Source organism: Actinomycetota bacterium, assembly GCA_030776625.1.
GTDB lineage: Bacteria > Actinomycetota > CADDZG01 > CADDZG01 > WHSQ01 > MB1-2.
Map to the genome: position 1 here is coordinate 172,371 of JALYHL010000005.1, position 14,535 is coordinate 186,905.

The 14,535-nt window shown below is 66.6% G+C and carries 12 protein-coding genes; 4 read left to right on the top strand and 8 right to left on the bottom strand.

The window, feature by feature from the left end; all coding sequences use genetic code 11:
* Positions 1-118 precede the first annotated feature (118 nt).
* Genes M3N53_09935 through M3N53_09950 form a run of 4 tightly spaced genes read right to left on the bottom strand, consistent with a single transcriptional unit; the run spans position 119 to position 4,963 of the window.
* Positions 119-1,339 carry a M15 family metallopeptidase gene (locus M3N53_09935; protein MDP9068644.1) on the bottom strand — a complete coding sequence of 407 codons (1,221 nt, stop codon included), beginning with the start codon at positions 1,337-1,339 and terminating at the stop codon, positions 119-121.
* Positions 1,336-3,147: a zf-HC2 domain-containing protein gene (locus M3N53_09940; protein MDP9068645.1), complete on the bottom strand. Its 1,812-nt coding sequence runs from the start codon at positions 3,145-3,147 to the stop codon at positions 1,336-1,338. The genes M3N53_09935 and M3N53_09940 overlap by 4 nt, the downstream gene beginning before the upstream one ends.
* The gene (locus M3N53_09945; GenBank protein MDP9068646.1) at positions 3,137-3,682 is read right to left on the bottom strand and encodes a sigma-70 family RNA polymerase sigma factor; all 546 of its coding nucleotides are present in this window, start codon (positions 3,680-3,682) and stop codon (positions 3,137-3,139) included. The genes M3N53_09940 and M3N53_09945 overlap by 11 nt, the downstream gene beginning before the upstream one ends.
* Before the next feature lie 54 nt (positions 3,683-3,736).
* Positions 3,737-4,963: a hypothetical protein gene (locus M3N53_09950; protein ID MDP9068647.1), complete on the bottom strand. Its 1,227-nt coding sequence runs from the start codon at positions 4,961-4,963 to the stop codon at positions 3,737-3,739.
* A gap of 111 nt (positions 4,964-5,074) precedes the next feature.
* Here M3N53_09950 and M3N53_09955 point away from each other — a divergent pair, with 111 nt between their 5' ends.
* From M3N53_09955 to M3N53_09965, 3 genes are read left to right on the top strand one after another with little or no spacing between them, the layout of a single operon-like run.
* Complete coding sequence (locus M3N53_09955; protein MDP9068648.1) at positions 5,075-6,229, top strand: acyl-CoA dehydrogenase family protein; 1,155 nt, start codon at positions 5,075-5,077, stop codon at positions 6,227-6,229.
* Positions 6,226-7,428, top strand: coding sequence for a ribonuclease D (rnd, locus tag M3N53_09960; protein ID MDP9068649.1), 1,203 nt, complete (start codon positions 6,226-6,228; stop codon positions 7,426-7,428). The genes M3N53_09955 and rnd overlap by 4 nt, the downstream gene beginning before the upstream one ends.
* The gene (locus M3N53_09965) at positions 7,418-8,473 is read left to right on the top strand and encodes an NYN domain-containing protein (protein MDP9068650.1); all 1,056 of its coding nucleotides are present in this window, start codon (positions 7,418-7,420) and stop codon (positions 8,471-8,473) included. Before rnd ends, M3N53_09965 begins: the two co-directional genes overlap by 11 nt.
* On the opposite strand, the gene M3N53_09970 is transcribed toward M3N53_09965, so the two are convergent.
* The 4 genes from M3N53_09970 to M3N53_09985 form a co-directional block, all read right to left on the bottom strand.
* Positions 8,470-9,507, bottom strand: coding sequence for a DUF2304 family protein (locus M3N53_09970; GenBank protein MDP9068651.1), 1,038 nt, complete (start codon positions 9,505-9,507; stop codon positions 8,470-8,472). The genes M3N53_09965 and M3N53_09970 overlap by 4 nt on opposite strands.
* A gap of 78 nt (positions 9,508-9,585) precedes the next feature.
* Positions 9,586-10,287 (bottom strand): TIGR03943 family protein, encoded by a 702-nt coding sequence (locus tag M3N53_09975; GenBank protein MDP9068652.1) that lies wholly within the window; start codon positions 10,285-10,287, stop codon positions 9,586-9,588.
* Positions 10,284-11,285 (bottom strand): permease, encoded by a 1,002-nt coding sequence (locus tag M3N53_09980; GenBank protein MDP9068653.1) that lies wholly within the window; start codon positions 11,283-11,285, stop codon positions 10,284-10,286. Before M3N53_09980 ends, M3N53_09975 begins: the two co-directional genes overlap by 4 nt.
* A complete protein-coding gene (locus M3N53_09985) occupies positions 11,285-12,607 on the bottom strand; it encodes a hypothetical protein (protein MDP9068654.1) in 1,323 nt (440 codons plus the stop codon). The genes M3N53_09980 and M3N53_09985 overlap by 1 nt, the downstream gene beginning before the upstream one ends.
* A 113-nt stretch (positions 12,608-12,720) precedes the next feature.
* Here M3N53_09985 and M3N53_09990 point away from each other — a divergent pair, with 113 nt between their 5' ends.
* Positions 12,721-14,535 carry an alkaline phosphatase family protein gene (locus M3N53_09990; GenBank protein MDP9068655.1) on the top strand — a complete coding sequence of 605 codons (1,815 nt, stop codon included), beginning with the start codon at positions 12,721-12,723 and terminating at the stop codon, positions 14,533-14,535.

A 14,535-nucleotide genomic window follows, 5' to 3' on the forward strand; every position in this document is an offset into this window, starting at 1 on the left:
TCGGTAAACCCGTCGTGGGCGTCGGGACGTGGGAGTTGTCGAAGGGGGGCCGCGTATCGAACGCCATCACCGTCGTGGATGACCCGACCGAAGCGGTGGAGCGAGCGCTGCAACTCGTCTAGGGGAACCTCACCCACTCGAAGTGCATGCCGTCCGGCACGAGCCAGCGACCGCCCCAGGTGAAGCCGTGGCTTTCCATGATCGACACCAAACGGGGGTCTTGGTCCGACTTCGTGCCGAATGCGTTGTCGGCGACATTGAGGTCGATCGCGATGCCCCAGGTGTGGTGCGAGAGTCGTCCTCCGGGCTCTAGTCCGATGAATCGGGGGCCGAAGCAGCCGCCGTATTGACCGCGGTCGAGGAGATGGCCGAGACCCTCGCTGTCGATCTCCAGCATGGCATCGCGCAACTGCGGGATCACTGTTCGATGGCAGGTGATCTGGCCGAGGATCGGAACCCGAGCGGATCGGATGTTGGCATGCTTCCACGTGGGGTCCACCTCGACCCACCCGTCTGGCTTCACGACGACCGGGAACTCACCGAACGTCTTCTTCACGAGTAGTTGAGGCAGGACCGCATCCCCATACCTGAGGAACGGGGTTTCGCCTTTCGCCCGCACCCGCAGAGCCTGGCCGGGCCGGAGCAGCGTGCGGATCCTCTGCTCCACCGCCGACCGACGAGCGGCGTCGCGCAGGTAGATCAGGAGGAACCGATCCGTCCGCGCCCAGCTGCTGGGAGCTTCTCCGGCTAGCAAGGCCTCGTACCCGTTCGCGGCGACGTCCCCGATCGTCGAGTGGGCACGTAGCGAGCGGTCTACTAGCTGGATCTCGCCGTCGGCCGCGGCGACGGACAGAGCCCCTGCGGATCGTGCGATCAAGGCGTCGCCCGCACCGAGACCCAGCAGTGCATTCCGCTCCGCCGGCGGAACGAAAGGCGCGTACTCGCGGGGTTCGATCACCGCTACCTCCAGCGGGATCGCGCTCGAGGAGGGTCGCCCACGCGCCGTCGCGTCCGGCGAGACCTCCCGTAGCCAGTCGGTGCCGGTCTCGACGGTGGTTGCGCTTCTGACACCGGGGACTTTCTCCACCGCGGCCTCGGCACGCGCCGGAAGACTTCCACTCGCCCACGCCAATAGCAGCCGAGCGTCGCGGCCCCTGCTTCGCGGTGGAGTCGCGGCGTCTTCCAGAGCGTGTTCCACGACGTTCTGCGGGGTTAGGACGGTAGGCGGACGGACTGCCCGACCGAGAGCCGCGCTAATCCCGAGCGCCACCACCGATCCGGCGACCGTTCCCGCCACGAGCGCCGCGGCGTTTCCGGCGATGGTGCGGCGGCCTCTCATCCCAGTCCTTCGGCGATCCGCAGCACCGTCGTCAGGTCGAACGAGGGAGCGGTGAGTGATCGGTAGGTGCCATCCTCGCCTATCCAGTCGAGCTCTCCTCGCTGCGGCGCCCAGCGCGCCGCGGACCCGCCGACTCTGACTGCGACCACGTTGTCCGACACCGGTGGCAGCATGGAGACTCTCGTCGACTGGAACAGGCGGATCTCGGACCCCTCCAACGCCGTTTCCGACTGCAGGTAAACGGTCGTCACGTCCGCTCCACGTCGGTCTCGGCTCAAGAGTGCGCTGATCGATCCGTACCCGGCAGGAAGGTAGGTGGGTTGTCGGGCGAATCCGATGTGCAGCCGGTTTGGTTCGATACGCACGATGACCTTGCCGTTGCTGCGGAGCGTTCGCGGCGCGACGCCAGCGACGGGCAGGGACGCCGCGACCTCGAGCAGTTGCTCTCGTCGCAGGTTTGTCTCGAGCCGTAGATGCGTCCGTTTCGTGAAAACGTCGATCGTCCGCCCTGACCCGGGCCCGGCCGGTCTATAGAAGCCGAAGCTTCCCTCGCGAAGCTGCACTACCTCTGCGGGTTCATCCAGATCCGGCCGCGGGCGCGCTCTCCTGTTCGTGACGTTCAGATAGCTCATGCCGCGTGCGAACGCGACGAGCCTGTCTCCGGATGCCGTCGTTCCGCTCCGGTACGGCTCGAGCCCAGCGACGTATCGAGGCACGTACCTTCCTGCGCTTTGTGGGTGACGGTCTGCCGCGAAGCCGCCGTATCTGATCGTCCCTCCCACGGGCGCGTCGAAGAGTCGCGCCTGGAGGTGGCGGGGTTGAACGAAGTTCCTCGTCGTTACCTCGAGCAACGGCTGTGGGACGCCTGGCCGCGTGACCTCGAAGGCTAGGGGGAACCAGCTCTCCTGCTCCAACCACAGGTCCACGCGGTCGAGGGGCAGAAGCGGAGTCCACGAGCCGCCCGCCTGCAGGGCGTCGACCAGAGGGAACGCCTGTCTGTAGGTCAGGACGACGTGGAGCGCATCGTGTTCGCCGATCTCTTCCGTTCCCATGACGGAGAAGGCGTCGGAGGCGGCGAGCGTCTCGAGAGGGACGACGATGTCGCTCGGGATCCTCGTGGTTCCGTCGAACGGCTGCCGATCGTCCAGCGTTCGCTCCTCGACTCCGGCGCTGATCGCGCAGCCGGGCAGTGCCTCTGGTGGACAGGAGTAGGGCTCGCGGATCCAAGAGCGCGATGGCGACGCGATGACGTCCACATCATTGGGCGGCCATGCTCCCGCCGGATACTCCGTCAGATCTCTCACGCGCAGGCGGAACGACTCGGGTGCGCTGTACCAGACTTTCGCGATCAGGCGCCTCACTGGGATCGCGGCGTGCCATCCTCGCTCTTGTATCTGAAAGGTGGCGCGGTACGACTCGAGGGTTCGTGCCACCGAGAACGCACGCGCCGTGACCTCAGATGCCGCGGCGACCCGTGGCGTGGAGTCGAGGACGGGAAGAGTCGTCGCCAACACCACGAGTGCAGCCGCGATCGCGGCAACGGCCGCGATCCTGATCCGGAAGGCCCGGAGGTCCTGCCGAGACGGGGTGGATATCGCCTGCATGACGCGTGGCGCGACGTCGGGTGTGGGCTGCACCGGCTCGATGCGAAGGGCGCGCCGAACCGAGTGTTGCGTGGCTTCGAAGTGGCGACATCCGTCGCAGTGGCGGAGGTGCGCATCGACCTCGTCAGAGGTTGTTGTGGCGCCGTCGTCTAGTCGCGCCGATAGCTCGGCGCGGACACTGTTGCACGTGAGGTCAGGCCTCATCGGCACCATCCCTGGCGTCGGGCGCGAGAAGCTCCGCAAGCTGCTGGCGGGCGCGATGCATCCTGCTCTTGATCGTCCCCTCGCTGACACCGGTGGCCTCGGAGACCTCGCGGTAGGAGAGGCCGAACATGTCGATCATCACAACTGGTTCCCGCAGGTCGCGCGGTAGAGCGCCGACCGCCTCGTGAACCTCGGGCGCTGTTGTCGCTTCCACGCGAGATTCCGATCGTTCACCGGCCTCGAGCTTCTTGGTCAGTCGCGCCTGGCGCGCGCTGCGCCTGAACTCGTCGCGCACGCAGTTGCGAGCGATCGAGAAGAGCCACGTGGAGAACCGCGAGTCGCCGCGGTAGCGACCGAGGGATCTGTAAGCCCGAACGAATGTGTCCTGCGTGATCTCTTCTGCCGCGGCAGCGTCGCGGATGAGATGAAGCGTGAAGCGGTAGACGTCTGCCTGGTAGCGGCGGACGAGCGATTCGAAGGCGACGAGGTCTCCCGCTTTCGCGGCTCGGACAACGTGAGGATCGGGCTCCTCCACCACGCCCCCCTGACAGCTCAAGCCGGCATGAAGTCATCGTCCCATGCCCTCGATTCAACAGCCACAGACGATCTCGGTGCGAGCTGGATCCAAGCCTCTCGTCACCGGGCCCAGCTGCTCGATGGGCCCCAAACCCGGCGGATCCAGTGTCCGGACCACCTGCCCTTTAGCCCTGTCCACGACCGCGACCTCGCCAGGGAGACCGACGTAGAGGAGGTTCCCGTCGGAACCCACCTGCATGCCGGTCACCTTGTCGTCCATCTCCCAAGCACTCGTCTCCGTGAGGTCGGCGGTAGAGGCGGCGACGACCCGTCGTCCGCTCGCAACGAATAGGGAAGTGCCGTCGGGCGAAGTGATGAGGTCGGTGGCCGCCCACGCTGAGGTGAGATCGAGCGGCGCGGTCCGAACGACCCGGAGGCGTTCGGTGTCTACCTCTGCGAGCGCTCCTTCATACGCGTCGGCGACATAGACCCGCTCGCCATCCGGGGAGACGCCGAGCGCCGTCTTCTTGTCGCCCCCCATCGCGAAGTCGTCGGGAAGGTCGATGCAGTGCGCCCAGAGCTCATCCAGGCTGAGGACGTGGATGAACGAGTGTGCGCCGTGCGGCGTGTTGACCGTGTAGAGGGTGTAGAGGCGTTTCCCGTCGGGGCTCATCTCCTGAACCCGCGCTGTGCCGCGCATCGATTCCTGCAGCTCCTTGTCCACCGAGAAGACGTCGCGGACTTTCCCGCTGCGCAGATCCAGTCGTCGTACCTGATAGTGCGTGGGGTTCGCGGCGGGCAGGTACTGAACCACGAAGAGGCTGCGCCCGTCGGTCGAGAACGCCTCGGGTTCGAAGTTCCCCTGGAGGTCGATCGTCCGTGCCTGCGACATGTTCTGTCCGGTGATGGTGAAGCGGCTGTGACCGGGTCGGGAGTAGTAGCGCCGGCCACCCGGGGCGAGGGCGACGAACCGGGCTCCCGGCGATACAACCTTCACGCTGAGCTTGCCCGGCAGCGACCGCGTCCATAGCGTGTCACCGGTGGCCGGATCCGCGGCCGTGAGCTTCGTCTGCGAATCCTCGAGGTCTCGTTTCACTACGGTCCGCCAGTCGGGCGCGGGCTCGGCCGAGGCGGACTCGAACCTCGGAGCCGAGGCTCCGGTTTCCACCAGCGCGACGCCGCCGGTCGTCCTCATGAAGAGGAGGTCCCGAGCGGTGGCTTCGTGCGCCGCATCCGGGCCGCACGCCACCAGCGTTAGCGAGATGACTCCTGCCACGACCAACCCAGCTCGTCGTTCCACGGTCTCCTCCTTGTTCGGTCCGAGATGAGACGCATGCAGAGGTCGTTCGGTTCTGGAGCGCAGGGATATTTCTGCGGGGCCGGCGCAGCCGTCAGCGGCTACTCTCGGGTGATGGACCTCGATCTCGCGCCTGAACAGCAGGATTTCCAGAAGACGGTTCGCGCCTTTGTCGACGACGTGGTGCGTCCCAACGCAGAGCGGTGGGATGAAGAAGGCGAGCTCCCGATGGAGGCGGTCAAGCAGATGGCCGAGCTTGGCCTCTTCGGGCTGCCGTTCCCCGAGGAGTACGGCGGCTCCGGTGCCGACTTCCTGACGCTTTGTCTCGCGATCGAGGAGCTGGCGCGGGTGGACTCTTCGCTCGCGATCACTCTGGAGGCCGCCGTCGGTCTCGGCGCGATGCCGATCTACCGGTTTGGAACTGAAGAGCAGAAGCAGAAGTGGCTCCCTCCGCTGGCCGCCGGCGACAACCTGGCGGGCTTCGGCTTGACCGAGCCGGAAGCAGGTTCCGACGCGGGGGGCACGCGCACCACCGCCAAGCTCGAAAACGGCGAGTGGGTCATCAACGGCTCGAAGTCGTTCATCACGAACTCTGGAACGCCCATCACGTCCTTCGTCACGGCGACGGCGATCACCGCACAGACGAATGGCCGCAAAGAGATCTCCGCCATCATCGTGCCGAACGGGACCCCCGGCTTCGAGGTCGGCAAGCCCTACCGGAAGATGGGATGGCATCACTCCGACACGCACGAGCTCTCGTTCAGCGACTGCCGCGTCCCGGAGGAGAACCTGTTGGGGGAGCGGGGGAAGGGCTTCGCGAACTTCCTCAAGATCCTCGACGACGGGCGCATCGCGATCGCTGCGCTCGCCGTCGGCCTCGCGCAGGGCTGCCTCGACGAGAGCCTCAGGTACGCGTCCGAGCGCAAGGCGTTCGGCAGGTCGATCGGAAGTTTCCAGGGCCTGCAATTCATCATCGCCGACATGGCGACGAAGGTGGAGCTCGCTCGGCAGGCGTACTACAAGGCCGCGTGGCTCGAGTCGGTCGGACGCCCGTACAAGAAGGAAGCGGCCATGGCCAAGCTCTATGCGTCGAAGATCGCGGTTGACTGCGCACGCGACGCGGTGCAGGTGCACGGCGGCTACGGTTACATCGAAGAGTTCCCCGTCTGCCGCCACTTCCGCGACTCGAAGATCCTCGAGATCGGTGAGGGTACCTCGGAGGTCATGCGCATCCTCATCGCGCGGGAGCTGGGTCTGCCGGAGTCTTGACCTCTCGAACGGAGACCCGTCCCGGACCCCTCGTCACCACCGACGAAGAGCTGCGCCACGCGCTCGACGCGGTGCGGGCCGCGGGGACGATGGCCCTCGATACCGAGTTCATGCGCGAGAAGACCTACCGGGCGCGGCTATGCCTCGTGCAGGTGGCCGCGTTGGACCACATCTTCTTGCTGGATCCGCTGTCGGGGCTCGACCTGAGCGAGCTCGCGAGTCTCGTTGCGGACCCCGAGATCGAGGTGTTGGTTCACGCGGGGAAGCAGGACCTGGAGATCTTCTACGACGCTTACGGGTGCATCCCGACGCGCGTGTTCGACGTCCAGGTTGCAGCAGCCTTCGCCGGATACGGCTCATCGCTTCCGTACGGACGCCTCGTCGAGTCGGTGCTGGGCCTCCCCCTGGAGAAAGGGGAGTCGTACACCGACTGGTGTCAGCGACCGCTCACGCAGGCGCAGCTGCGCTATGCCGCCGACGACGTGCGTTACCTGGACGGCGTCGCGGAACGCCTGAAGGCGAAACTCTTTGAGCTCGATCGGTTGGCATGGGTGGAGGAGGAGTTGACCGACCTGGAGCGGCCGGATGGCTACGGCATCGACCCCGAGAGCATCTGGAAGAAGGTCACGGGCCGCGGGACGCTGCGCGGGGATCAAGCGGCCGTGCTGCGGGAGCTGGCGGTGTGGCGTGAGGAAGCAGCGGCGCGGCGGGATCTGCCGCGCGGCTGGGTGTTGAAGGACCAGACTTTGATCGAGCTCGCACGCCGTACGCCGACTTCGATCTCCGCCCTGCGGAGCATCCGGGGACTGAATCCGAAGGAGGTGGATCGCTCGGGGGACCAGATCCTGGCCGCGATCGACCGCGGCCGCAAGGCTCCGAAGGTAGAGATGGAGAAAGCCCCTTCGCGCTCTATCCAGTTGCGGGCTCGGATGATCGCCGGTCTGGCGGATGCTCTCGTACGGGCGCGATGCGAGCGCGCTTCGATCGCAACGGAGGTCGTGATGACGCGTTCGGAGCTGGAGGCGCTGCTCGCGGCGCTGCTGGGTGGGCGGGTCGCGAACGGCGATCATCGTTTGTTGCAGGGCTGGCGCAAAGAGCTGGCGGGCGACGCTGTCGTGGGGTTGGTTCGTGGACGCATGGGCCTTCGCGTGGTCGACTCTCCGCCGTATGTTCAAGAGGTGGAGCTAGATGGCAGTTAACAACGAAGAAGAACGGATCGCTCTGTTCATCGACTTCGAGAATCTGGCGCTCGGCGCGAGAGATCGCGGCGGCGCCCTGGACATGTCCGTGATCATGGACGCCCTCAGCGAGAGGGGCCGCGTCGTGGTCCGGAAGGCGTACGCGGACTGGAACCTGTTCGCGGAGCACCGGCAAGGGGTCGTCGGGCAGAGGATCGAGATGATCGAGATCCCGCAACGGACCGGCATCGTTAGGAAGAACGCCGCCGACATCAAGTTGGCGGTCGACGCGATCGAGCTGGCTTTCCAGCGGGAGTTCATCACGTCGTTCGTCATCGCTTCCGGCGACTCCGACTTCACGCCGCTCGTCCTGAAGCTGAGAGAGCTGAACCGCCGAGTCATCGGGGTCGGGGTCGAGGGCTCCACGTCGGAGCTACTCCCAGGCGCCTGCGACGAGTTCCTCTTCTATGGCCGTTTGGTCGGTCCGTCCGGAGCCAAAGGTCTGCCGGGGCGGAGCCGCAAGAAGGCGAAGCCCGAGCAGAACGGTGAGTCAGACGCCGACGCGGCAGCTTCGGATCTCGCCGATATCGCTCGCAAGGTCACCGCAACGGTGGTCGGCCTGCAGCAGTCGTCATCCGGGCCGGCGCTGTCTTCGATGGTGAAGCGCGTGTTGCTGCGGAAGGACCCGACCTTCTCCGAGAGCGACTATGGATTCCGGACGTGGGGCGAGCTGATGCGCCATCTGGAGACGATGGGCGTGATCGAGCTGCGGGAAGGCTCAGCCGAAGGCGATCCGGTTGTAGATCTTCCGGCCGACGGAGGCGGCGAGGAACGCGCGTTCGAACTGCTACGCGAGGTCGTGACGGAGTTGGAGCAGCGGACGGGGGCACCTCCGCTGTCGGGGCTCAAGAACGAGCTGCGCAAGCGGAACCCCGGCTTCAGCGAGAAGGACTTCGGATACGGAGGCTTCCTGCAGTTCGTCAAGGCCGGCAGCGCCAAGGGTGTGGTGGACCTGGAGTGGGACGACGACGCCGAGGACTACTTCCTCTCCACGGGAGCTATCTAGCGCAGCCAGGTGCGGACTACGGCCTTGCTGAAGCCCCACGCGTAGCGGATCGTCGTCGGCTTCTTCGTCATGCCGCTGGCCCTGCGCCGTAGCGTGATCGGCACCTCCACCACCCGAAGCCCCTTACGAGCCGCGTCGAGGATCACCTCCGACACGTAGAACTGATCTTGTTTCAGGTCGAGCCTCCGCAGTGCCTGCGCGGTGATAGCGCGGTAGCCGGTGGAGGGATCGGTGATCCTGGTGCGACCAAGGGTCGTCAGTAGCTTCGCGAACACGGTCACGCCGTGCTTGCGAGCGGCGGATTCGATCTCGAAGGAGCCGAGGACCCTCGAACCTTGGACCATGTCTGCGTCTTCATCCAGAAGTGGCCGGACCAGCGCCTCTATCTCTTTCGGATCGTGCTGTCCGTCAGCGTCCATCGTCACGACGATCCGCGCTCCCGCGCGCAGAGCGGCGGTGTAGCCGAGCCGCACGGCCGCGCCCGATCCGCGTCGAAGATCCCTGCGGATCACCATCGCGCCCAGGCGCGCCGCGACCGTTTCCGTCGCGTCCGTGCACCCGTCTGCGATCAGGATGGGCCTTACCGGGAGGTCGTCGATCTGCGTGGGCATCTCGCCCAGGACCGCGCCGATGTTGTCCGCCTCGTTGTACGCCGGGAGCACGACCGCCAGCGACCCGCGCAGCGGCGCCGTCTCCGTCTCGTCGAGGCGCCCCAGCGCCATGTAGTCCACGAGATCGCCCAGCTCCGTGGAAAGTTGGTCGTCCCTGGAGAACCCGCGGAACACCAGGGCGAGCGTGAACAGGTTCGAGATGACCAGCAGGCCGATGATCCTGCGCTCTCCGCCCGGTCGGAAGCCGAGGGCGCCGAGGATCGGGTCGAGCAGATCCGGGGCCGCCGCCGCGACCAGGAGACCCAACGTCACGGACGCGATGGCGACCATCTCGCCGCGTCGTAGCTGGCCCTTGCGGAAGCGTTTGATCGCGAAGTAGGCGATGAGAACGGCGACGGCCGCGCCGAAGATCCTCAAGCCCATCTCGGTGTCCTCCCAGACGAAAGTGCTGGTCAAGCGGCCTTTATGGCCCGGGTCAGGCTAGCACGCAGCCTTGTGCAGCTATGGGTTCAGATAAGGCTTCTCCGGACGCTCGACTGCCTCCACGGAGCGCGCGTCCACGATCACCTCGTCCCCTAGCGGATAGATCTTCCCGGTTACCCGCACCCACTGGTCCTTCTCGAACTCGCCCGGCGGCGCGCCGACGACCCGCACCTCGACGCTCAGCGCATCGGCCACACAGCAGGAGATCAAGAAGCGCGTGAGCGTGAACTCGTCCGCGGCTGCCCCAGGGTCTCTGGTGACGAATCCCGTGAAGTCGACGTCGCTACCGGCGCGACCGACCAGCGCGGTCATCGCCTCCTCGGATCGCAGCGCGCCCGCGACGTCGGACAGTGACAGCTCTCCGGTGGCCACCTGCTCGGGTGAGGAGCTGAAACCGGCGGTCGCGAAGCTAGAGCGGCGGGACGCGGCGAACGACGACAGCGACGCAGGTGGAAGCGCGAGAACGGCGACCACCGGCAGGATGATCACGCCTATGCCCCATGCGTCCTTCGGTGACAGTGGGTGGGGCGTCTCCGAACGAGCCGACACGAAACGGCCGGCGGCAGAGATCGTGAGGATGATCGCGCCCACCGGGACGACCCAGTCCGTCCGCGACGAGAGATAGAGGTTCGTCCGGCCTGTCGCCATCAAGAACCAGAACAGCCCCGCCCATGCCGCCAACGCGGCGGCGCCGGCGACTGCACGCGGGCTCCACCTCATCCGACTACCACCTCGATCCAGAGCGCGCCCACGAGCGTCACCGCGGCCACCGTCACGACCACGACTCTGAAGAACCCCTTGCTGAAGGTCGCGCTGTAGAGAAAACCGAGTTTGGTGTCGACCATGGGGCCGAACACCAGGAACGCCAGCTGCGCACCCACCCCGAACTGGACGAAGGACGCGGCGACGAACGCATCGGACTCGGAGCACAGCGAGAGCAGGAACGCGAGCCCCATCATCGCCAGGAGGCTGATCACCGGAGCGCCGGCGATCGAACCGATCACCGTCTGCGGCACGAAGGTCTGAAGGGCCGCGGCGACGGCCGCTCCCAGGACGAGGTAGCGGCCCATGAAGACGAAGTCGCCTGAGAGGTGTCCGAAGAAGGCACCCCAGCGGGAGCCGCCACTGTGGGTGTGACCGCCGCCGGAGCCGGGCCGCGCGCGCAGAACTTCAGAACCGGTTCTGGACCCGATGACCCACCCGACCGCAACGGCGGCCAGGAGGCCCAACGCGCTGCGGCCGAGCACCATCGCCCACAGGCTCTCGCGGCCGCGGTAGGCGATGAACGTGGACGCGATCACGACGGGGTTGAGGATCGGAGCCGCGAGCATGAACGTGATCGCCGCCGACGGAGCCAGACCTTTCGCAGCGAGCCGTCGTGCCACCGGGACCGATCCGCATTCGCAGACGGGGAAGGCGAATCCGGCGAGCGCTGACGCGGGGAGTTGGAGGGGCCGCGGCAGCCCCGTGAGCTTCTCGAAGACCGACACCGGCACGAACACCTCGATCAGCGCCGACACGAGCGCGCCGAGGAGCACGAACGGGACGGCCTCGATCAACAGCGAGCTGAAAACAAGCAGGAAGTTCTGCGCCGCCGCGATCCGCCCGGGGTCCGTCAGATGCAACAGCGCGCCGAGAGCGGCCAGACCCAGAACGACCGATGCCGCCGGCGCGGCGGAGGCCGCCCTCTTCGGGAGAGGCTGAGCGACGTCCACCATCAGCAGTACCTTCCGAACGAAACCGCGATAGCCGGGAACACGTCGGCGAACACGCGCTCGCCTCCGGGCGCCGTGATCTCCCGCATCGCCGTGATGACCTCGTCCTCGGTGGCGCCTTCCGCCGCGAGCACGTCCTGATCGAGGAACAGGCCTCCGGGAGCGGCCGCCGCAACGACGCGCGGCTTCGCGGGCACGCTGCGCTCGATCCGCCGCACCAGCTCGTCCGCACCGAGGGCTCCATCCGTGGCAGCGGACCCCGTCGCCGTCACGACCAGCGTGGCTTCGGCTCTGCGATCTGTCACCACATCCGCGATCGCTTCGGTTGTTTCATCCATGTCTTCGACCGTCCCCGTCAGGGTCACAGCGAGGAGATCCGGCACCGCGTCCGCGCCGTACCCCGCGTCCACCCAGTCTCTCACCAGCCTCACTGCCTGCGTGCCGCGTCTCGTGATCGCGACATCGTCACGATCGGTGTCTGCGTACCAGTCGGCGCCGATCAAGCCTCTGTCGATGGCGTCCGCCGCTACCAGCCCCACCCGCGCCCGCTGGTCGGTCAGCTCGTCAAGATCGTCACCGAGGGCGGCGATCACGACCACGGGGGCCTTGCGGCTCCAGGCCCTCACCGGGGCTCCCGCGTCGCTTCGCACGACCGCTCCGGTGACGCCGTGCTGAGCCGGAACTCCACCGGCGCCGATCGTGGTGAGGACCGCGGCGGGATCCAGAGGGACCGACGGAACCGTCGCATCGAGCGTCCCCGCGCCCGTGGTCATCCTCCTCGCGAGCTGCCGCCAAGCAGCGGGGGCGGCCTCCAGGTCGTCGCTGCCGATGCCTTTCCACACGATCTCCACCACCAGAGGAGCGGGTTCGTCGGCCGTCACCTGGTCTGCCGGCGTCCCCGACCGCACCTCTGGGTGTGGCCGTTCGATCCCCATCAACCGCGCGATCGTGGGAGCCACGTCATCAAGAGCGATCTCAGAGAGCGCGCCGGAGGGGGGTTCGATGTGGCCGCCGAAGAAACCCAGCGGGACCCGTTCAGCGCTGGACTCCACCGATGGCCACGCAACCGCGATGGCGCCGGGACCCTCGGTGCCTACCGGCGCCGCCCCGGTAATGCCCAGCAGGTCGGGCGAGCGGCCCTCGCGGAACCCGGCGGCGAGCAGCGAGCGAACCTCCTCCGGGAGAGAGCAGAAGGGCACCTCCGCCGCCGCCTTCACCGGCTCGTCGCAGGCGCGACCGACGCACAGGACACGAAGGATCCCTGCAGGCACGCCCACGACCGCGAGCAGGAGAAGCAGGCTCAGCAGTCGCCGGTCGAATCCCATCGCTGAAGACGTTACCGGGCGCCTACGGGTCCTCCCGCCGAGCCATGGACGTGCCGGTGGCTGTACTAGGGTGCACGCCGAACGTCAGGTTCTTCCCCCGAGCAGGAGAGGCTTTGTCCAAGCGCGTCCTCGTCGTTGCCGCAGTAGGCGTTCTGGTAGCCGTCGCCGGCGCCTACGCCTTGCGCGCTCCGGCAGGACTTCCGGAGAACCTACCCACCCAAGATGAGATGGCCGCCGACATCGGCGCCGACATCATGACGAACCTTTACCGGGGCCACGTCCCCGGAAGGTCGGGCGAACTCATGCTCGTGCCGAGGCCGCACAACTTCTTGATCGGCGAGTGGGATCTCACCACCCTCGGCACCGACGAGCCCACGATGAGCACGTCACATCCCAATCCGTGGAACTATCTCGCGAGGGTGCCGATCATCGTGCACGGGCCGCGCTGGGCGGAACGCGGCGCGGTCTTGGACGACGAGGTCGACATCTCGAACATCGCCCCGACGTACGCGGAAGTCTTGGGCGGTGTCGAGGGGTTGGAGGACGTTTCTGCGCCACTTCCCGGCATCCAGAGATCTCATGGGCGCTGTCGGGACGGCCGTCTCCCGAAACCGGGATCCGGGCCCTGCGTGGTCTTTCCGAAGGTCATCTTCACGGTGGTGATCGACGGCGGGGGCTGGAATGCGCTTCAGCAGCACGCGGATGCGTGGCCCTTTATGGACAAGTTACGAGATTCCTCGACCACCTACACGAACGCCCACATCGGGTCAGCCCCTTCGATCACGGGCGCCTTGCACGCAACCTTCGGCACCGGCCTGTACCCGATAGATCACGGGATCCCCGGCAACCAGATGCGCGCGCCCGACGGCGAGAACACCGACACCTGGCTGCAGAACGCCGATCCGCGGTACCTGGACGCTCCCACCGTCTCGGAGCTGTGGGACGAGCAGAACGCGAACAAGCCGGTGGTCGCCACGGTGTCGTACGAGGGCTGGCACCTCGGGATGATCGGTCACGGCGCGCAACGGGACGGAGGCGACAAGGACATCGCGGTGTTGTGGGAGGCCCACGACCTCGAGGCCGACCAGGCGGTGAGCGAGTGGTGGATCAACGAGGAGTACTACGAGCTGCCGGAATACCTGCAGGAGACGGACCTGGAGACGCTCGAGACTTACGAGGAGCTACTGGACCCACGCGACGGACTCGTCGACGACACCTGGTACGGCCACACGCTCGAACAGTTCCAAGATCCAGAGAACGGGCAGCTGCGGCCGGGGACGCCGGCGTTCGTTCGATTTACCGGCGACGCAGTGATCGACGTGATGCGCAACGAGAACGTGGGCCGCGACGCCGTCACAGACATGTTCTGGGTCGAGATGAAGATGCCCGACTATGCCGGACACGCGTGGAACGTGATCAACGCCGAGCAAGAGGACGTGATCCGCGAGACCGACAGGCAGATCGCGCGGATGAAGGCCGAGCTGGACCGGACGGTCGGAAGAGGCAACTACCTATTCGTCATCAGCGCCGACCACGGTCAGGAGCCCCTTCCCGATGTGAGCGGGGGGTGGCGGATCAACTCGAAGGAGCTGCAGCGCGACGTCGAGGAGCAGTTCGGCAACATCATCGAGAAGGTCACTCCCGTCGACATCTATCTCGATCGTGACGCTCTCGAGGAAGCTGATGTCGACCTCGCCGAGGTCGCCGGCTACATCGGGGCGTACACGATCGGCGACAACATCCCGGAGGGGAAGCCGGGTGAAGACCGGGTGCCGGAGGGGCGTCTCGACGAGCTGCTGTTCGCGGGCGCCTTCGCGACCGAGTACCTATCGTCGCTCAGCGCCGACAAGATCGAGGGCTTCGGTGACGGGACCTACCCGGAGAGCGATCTCTACTTGCCGTTCGATCAAGACGTGACCGCGCCGTAA